The organism is Anaerorhabdus sp. (assembly GCF_036641015.1).
GTDB lineage: Bacteria > Bacillota_I > Bacilli_A > Erysipelotrichales > Erysipelotrichaceae > Anaerorhabdus.
The window spans coordinates 1-6,073 of record NZ_JAVWFO010000071.1; the positions used below are offsets into that span (position 1 = coordinate 1).

At 30.9% G+C, this 6,073-nt stretch carries 6 protein-coding genes; 2 read left to right on the forward strand and 4 right to left on the reverse strand.

Annotated elements, in window-relative coordinates:
- Window positions 1-199: 199 nt before the first annotated feature.
- Window positions 200-1,534, reverse strand: a complete 1,335-nt coding sequence (locus RR430_RS08585; RefSeq protein WP_332488028.1) for an MATE family efflux transporter — start codon at window positions 1,532-1,534, stop codon at window positions 200-202.
- A gap of 141 nt (window positions 1,535-1,675) precedes the next feature.
- Between RR430_RS08585 and RR430_RS08590 the strand changes: the two genes are divergently transcribed.
- Window positions 1,676-2,467, forward strand: a complete 792-nt coding sequence (locus RR430_RS08590) for a histidinol-phosphatase (protein WP_332488027.1) — start codon at window positions 1,676-1,678, stop codon at window positions 2,465-2,467.
- Between the two features lie 31 nt (window positions 2,468-2,498).
- Here the strand turns inward: RR430_RS08590 and RR430_RS08595 are convergent, their stop codons facing one another.
- Together RR430_RS08595 and RR430_RS08600 are read right to left on the reverse strand one after the other, a co-directional pair.
- Window positions 2,499-3,347, reverse strand: coding sequence for a patatin-like phospholipase family protein (locus tag RR430_RS08595; protein ID WP_332488026.1), 849 nt, complete (start codon window positions 3,345-3,347; stop codon window positions 2,499-2,501).
- A gap of 64 nt (window positions 3,348-3,411) precedes the next feature.
- The gene (locus tag RR430_RS08600) at window positions 3,412-3,942 is read right to left on the reverse strand and encodes a thermonuclease family protein (protein ID WP_332488024.1); all 531 of its coding nucleotides are present in this window, start codon (window positions 3,940-3,942) and stop codon (window positions 3,412-3,414) included.
- A 157-nt stretch (window positions 3,943-4,099) separates the two neighbouring features.
- On the opposite strand from RR430_RS08600, the gene RR430_RS08605 reads away from it, so the two are divergent.
- Window positions 4,100-4,255, forward strand: coding sequence for a hypothetical protein (locus RR430_RS08605; protein WP_332488023.1), 156 nt, complete (start codon window positions 4,100-4,102; stop codon window positions 4,253-4,255).
- A 114-nt stretch (window positions 4,256-4,369) separates the two neighbouring features.
- Here RR430_RS08605 and RR430_RS08610 read toward each other — a convergent pair whose 3' ends face one another.
- The gene (locus RR430_RS08610; protein WP_332488021.1) at window positions 4,370-5,338 is read right to left on the reverse strand and encodes a hypothetical protein; all 969 of its coding nucleotides are present in this window, start codon (window positions 5,336-5,338) and stop codon (window positions 4,370-4,372) included.
- Between the last annotated feature and the right edge of the window lie 735 nt (window positions 5,339-6,073).

The window sequence follows — 6,073 nt, forward strand, 5'->3', positions numbered from 1 at the left end:
ATTCATCCGCTTTATTCTTTTTCCTATTATAGGCATCTACACAACCGCCTATACACAAACCTATACCAATACCTAGCGCTAAATTTTTAAAGATGACACCAAACATTACACCAAAACAAAGCCCTAGAGAAACCCCTAATCCATCACCGATATTCATTTTTTTATTATTGTTTCCCATAATTTTTCTCCATAGTATCAATTAAAACCATTCTTTTTTCTTCTTTCTATAGTAAATTATAAATGCTAGCGAACACAATACCCAAGTTACTGGATAACTAGCTATTAATACAAGTATATCATGATTTGCTGGAACCACAAAGAATACCCATAATACACGCATTAAACATATTCCTATTGCACTGATAATTAGTGGACCTAAAGAATCACCCGATGCACGAATTACACTTGATAGTATTTCAATACACACCCATGTAAAATACATCGGCACTAAGAAACGCAACATACTATTACCTATCGTTATTACATTTACATCATCGGTGAAAACTTGAAAAAACATTGTAGAACTAAAATACAAGAATATACTAACAACAATTGTTGAACAAAATGACATTATTAGACATGTCTTAACGCACTTATGTACACGATCTAATTTATGAGCCCCAAAATTTTGCGCCGCAAATGTCATCGCAGAAATACCAAATGCATTCATCATCATCCAGAATAATCCATCAATTTTTCCATAAACAGTATAGGCTGCAATAGTATCAGTACCAAAAGAATTTACACTACTTTGAATAAATATATTAGAAATAGAATACATCGTTGATTGAATACCCGCTGGAAAACCAATATAAATTACTTTCTTAAGTATTTCTGTATCAAAGCGTAATTTTTTAAATTCGAAACGATGTAAATCTTTTGTACGAGATAACGAGAATAACACCAAACAAGCACTACAGAATTGAGAAATGATTGTCGCTATCGCAACACCCTGTACGCCTAATCCAAATCCTCTTACAAATAAAATATCCAATATAACATTTATAACTGTTGAACAAATTAAGAAATAAAGAGGTTTCTTAGAATCGCCAATTGCGTTCAATATACCAGCACCAATATTATAAGTTAGTGAGAAAATTGAGCCAAAGAAATAAATACGAATATAATCTAGTGATAACGTAAAGATAGCATCTGGTTCTCCCATCATCTTTAACGCACTGGGTGCAAAAAAGTAACCCAAAATCATAAGTATGATTCCAAATGTTATCGCGAGTAAAATTGCTGTATGTACTGCTTTAGATGTTTTCTCTTTATTTTTGGCACCATAATATCTAGAAATAATAATACTTGCCCCAGATGATATACCTAAAAAGAAACCTACAAGAAAATTAATAATTTGAGCACTTGAACCTCCAACCGCAGCCAATGCATTTGAACCCACATATTGACCTACTATAATTGCATCAACGGTATTATAAAGTTGTTGAAAAAAAGACCCCAACAAAATTGGAAAAAAGAAGATTAATATTTGCTTCCATATGACACCATCAGTTATCTTATTGATCTTTTCCATTTCCCTATACCCCTCAAAAATTAATAGGTATAGTGTATCATTACTATCAGTACCAATTCAATTACTTTTTAAACTATTTTTAACATTATCTTTATCCTTATCATGATATAATTTGTAAAGTATTTAAAAGGAGGGTTTATTATGCAAGACTTTAATATTCATACCCATACCACTAGATGCAATCACGCAATAGGAAAAGATGAAGAATATGTACTAGCTGCAATCAAGAATGGTATAAAACACTTAGGATTTAGTGATCATGTTCCTTATACAGATAGTTACTCTGATCATGATCGAATGAGATATGATGAATTAGAAGATTACATTGAGTCTATTCAATTCTTGAAAGAGAAATATAAAAATCAAATTACTATTTATTTAGGATTTGAATGCGAATATTACCCTAATAAAAACGCTTATTACAGTGAACTACTGGAACGTGTTGATTATTTAATTCTCGGACAGCATTACCCTAACATTGATGGAATTGATTTTTGTATAAGTGCTACAGATGAAGAAATAGAAAAATACGCTGAATTGGTATGTGCTGGAATTGAATCTGGATACTTTAGTTATGTTGCACACTTAGAATATTTTATGTTAGCAAGAAACTCCTGGAATAAACAATGTACCGAAGTAATCGATACAATTTGTAAAACTGCTAAGAAGTACAATACCCCTATCGAAATAAATTTAAAGGGATTATCTTATGGTCTTCACGATTTTAGTGATGGCACCTCATATTTCTATCCTAATAAAAATGCTTTACCAATTTATCAAAAATATGATAACCGTTTTGTATACGGTTTAGATTGTCATGATCCTGAGTTATTTAGTAAAATGAACCAATACATTAATGAATTTAACGAAACTTTCCCAAATAATAATTTATGTTTTATCGAGAATATACATGATTTAAAAAATTTTAACTAAAAAGTACGCTTAAATTAATAAGCATACTTTTTTATTTTTCCATATATGATTTCAATTGATCCAAAACATCTTGAGTACATTCGTAACCTAATTTATAAATCGCTTCTAGCTTAGATTTATCTTTCTCAATTCTACCAATGTTAAGTTTTTCTTTTGGCTGAATAACAAATAGATTTCCAAGCGCCTCTTGTTGCTCAATATAATCAACTGTATCGTTATATAAAATATGACGTTGTTTCATTATATTAAACATTTTGGGGTATTTACGATAGATTAATTTAGCTAAAGGCGCTAATTTATTTTCACTTTTACGATAACCTTTCGGTTGCGTAAGAACAATTACATTCTTTTTAAATCCATCTGTTTCTATCTTTTTTATAGGAATAGAATCAATTAATCCACCATCTAAATACTTCTGCCCGTCTATATTCACAACTCTTGAAACAAACGGAAGAGAAGCTGATGCACGTAAATTATCAATTTTAACAGTCATATCATCTAACAAATGATACTCAGGCTTACCAGTCTCAATATTAGTTACAGCAGCATAGACTTTGGTATTTGAATGATTATAAGTATCATGGTCAAAAGGATTTAAAACATTGGGTATCTCACCATAAACAAAATCTACACCAAACATATCACCAGTTGTAATTAAACTATATACACTACAATATCGTTTATCATCTATATAATCTACGTTAATTGATTTTGCTCTACCTCTTTGTTTAGAAACATAACTACACGCATGGCAAGCCCCAGCAGATACCCCTATAATTTCATTAAATTCTATATTATTATCTAGAAAACAATCCAATACGCCAGTTGTAAAAACTCCACGCATTCCACCACCCTCAAGAATAAGACCTACTTTATTCATATTCTACCTCCAAAATTCTTAAAATGATTTTAGCACATTGATTTAAATTTAGTAAGAAGGCTCATTAATTATTCCATATACCATTCTTATTTTGTTTAGCATTTTCTTCTGCCTTTTGAACAATTGAGGTATATTTATAATCATCATATAAATATTTTACACTTGCTAACCCCTTCTCAACTAATAACTTTTGTAATAATTGACCATCTATCCACACCCATGCTAATACTCGATCATATTTATCCATTTTGTTTTCTTCGTATTCCAGTTTGATAACTTTAGCATTTTCTAGTGCTGAGCAAGTATACTTAGCTGCATCATTCCCATAAGCATCCGTTGGCTTATTATTTTTACCTATTTCAGGTGTATCTATCGCCAAAAATCTCACGACAGTATCTTCGCCATCTATTAAAAAGTGAGCAGTATCACCATCTACACATTTGGTTAGGTAAACACTATCTTCTTCAAGCTTACGTGGTAGTTGAATAATTTCATAAAACGAAAATCCAACGAATAATGCCAGCAATATTAGAAAATACTTACTATTCTTTTTCTTGAACATTTCCTTTTGAATTACTTTACTCATCTTTCTCATATTTATCACCAGCCGCTATTATATCACGTATAAACCTTTTAATTTCTCGATAAATAAGCAAATGCAACCAAAAGTTTCTATAATGCAAAGTACAATTGGTAGAGTAGCAACCTCATATTAGATAAAATATAATTGTAAATAGAAACGAGGTATTCATATGTTATTTTGGTTATTAGGAAGTATCTTTTCATTCATAGGTTTTATCATAGCTATTCCATTTTTAGCTATTAGTATAATCGCCTTTATTATACCTATAGCGCTATTTGTTTTCGCTATCGGTATAGCTTGGTTTGCATTAAAACTAATATTTTAGATTATTCTAGGATAATAGTTTAATAAGTAATTCTATTATCCTCTCCCTCATTACTTATAAGGACATATTTTAATAATGTGCCCTTTTTAGGTTATAAGTTTAATATTAGTAATATTAAATAAAAAAAGATGGATCAATATCGCCGCCTTCAATATTTCTATTTATATCTTGGGGCAAATTGCCCCAAAACTTATTGCCACCACTCCGTGATATTTCCGCTACTATCGATATTTGCTCCCCATGAATTTCCTTGTCCATACTTATCATTACCTCTTGATAAAGTTTATCTAGAGCTTCTTGTGATGGTACTTCTAGTTCCCAAGATAATCCACCAGAGGAAGTTGAACCACTTCCACTACTTTGAGTTGAAGAACTGGTTGATCCTTTGTTTAAGTAGCTGCTTACAGTTGTTGTAGTTTTCTTTTGAACTACTTTACATGCAGACCAACCATCACCTGAATATCCAGAGCTACAAATACAATCTTCACCATTCCATTTAGCATTTACTGCACATGCTGGTTCCTTTATTGTTACATTAATTATTAATTTAGATTCATTTCCAGCAGCATCTTTTGCAGTATATTCTACAGGTTGAATTCCAACTAATTTATTATTAAGAGGAGTAGAAGTCACTTCCACTATACCATCCACATTATCTTTTGCTGTGACACCATCTAATAAATTAATCTCTGCAGCATAATCAATTTCTCTATCTGATGTACCTAAAATCTCTGGTCCTTCGTCATCAATGAAGGTAATTGCCTTTTTGAACTCTGTTGCATGTCCATTACTTACTGCTTCAAACACAATGGTATAGTTACCTATAGTTGGCTCATCCACCACTTTTTCATTTGCATCAACGATTCTATTGACTGCTACAGTATCCGCATCATATGTGACAATTAGATTCATCAAATCCTCTGACAAGCCTATCGCTGTAATATCCGTAAATACAACATTACTTTTAATCGACTCTTGATACTTCATATACTCTGCTAGTCCAAACATGGTTCCAACAGTAATTAGTACAAACAAAATTCCAACTGTCACTTTACCTTTTGTTGTTTTAATAGAATTTCTCATTATCCATTCCTCCTTAATAAAATGACTTAAATACATATTTTCTATAAAAGAATAGCACGAATTTAAAATTAATGTTTATTCTTGAAAATATTTGATATTTTTGGGGAAATTTTACCCAAAAGCACATATTAATTATTTCTTTCGTATATCCATACAATGTCTTTCGCCCAAAAAACGAAATACTCTTCACTTTCAAATTTACTACCATTATTATTTTCCAGTTCATACTTTTTTTCATGTTACATGTAATTAATATTATTAGTCAACCATGATAACAAAAACTCGAAGGTTTCTTTTGAATAATATATCGTTCCGTATTTTTGAACATTTAAACAACTTCACAAATAGAGTATAAAATAGTTGTTAAACTATCTGAAGTATAAATTATCTTCTCCAATACTCAAGCCATATCCAGCAATACTTATATCACTCTATATACTGTACACTTTTTTTAATCTTTTTTTCTTAAAATTATTTCCGATTAATATACTTAGATCACATTTTTTGGTCTTGTCAGCCATAGCTCCTCCTTTCTCAATACCCTAACATTTCTCAGTCGAACCCGCTTTAAAGAAGTTCGATAAAACGCAAAAAAGCCGACTGTTATAAGTATAACAATCGGCTTTACAGAGCCTTATTTTTAGTTTTTCACTTAGATAAAATTTGCTCTAATTTAAATTTTGGAGCGGATGATGGGAATCGAACCCACGTAGTCAGCTTGGAAGGCTGAAGTTC

What these genes read in the sequence shown, in the direction of transcription:
- RR430_RS08590 (WP_332488027.1), top strand. Translation starts at nt 1,676, where the DNA reads ATGCAAGACTTTAATATTCATACCCATACCACTAGATGCAATCACGCA.
- RR430_RS08600 (WP_332488024.1), bottom strand. Translation starts at nt 3,942, where the DNA reads ATGAGAAAGATGAGTAAAGTAATTCAAAAGGAAATGTTCAAGAAAAAG.
- RR430_RS08605 (WP_332488023.1), top strand. Translation starts at nt 4,100, where the DNA reads ATGTTATTTTGGTTATTAGGAAGTATCTTTTCATTCATAGGTTTTATC.
- RR430_RS08585 (WP_332488028.1), bottom strand. Translation starts at nt 1,534, where the DNA reads ATGGAAAAGATCAATAAGATAACTGATGGTGTCATATGGAAGCAAATA.
- RR430_RS08595 (WP_332488026.1), bottom strand. Translation starts at nt 3,347, where the DNA reads ATGAATAAAGTAGGTCTTATTCTTGAGGGTGGTGGAATGCGTGGAGTT.
- RR430_RS08610 (WP_332488021.1), bottom strand. Translation starts at nt 5,338, where the DNA reads ATGAGAAATTCTATTAAAACAACAAAAGGTAAAGTGACAGTTGGAATT.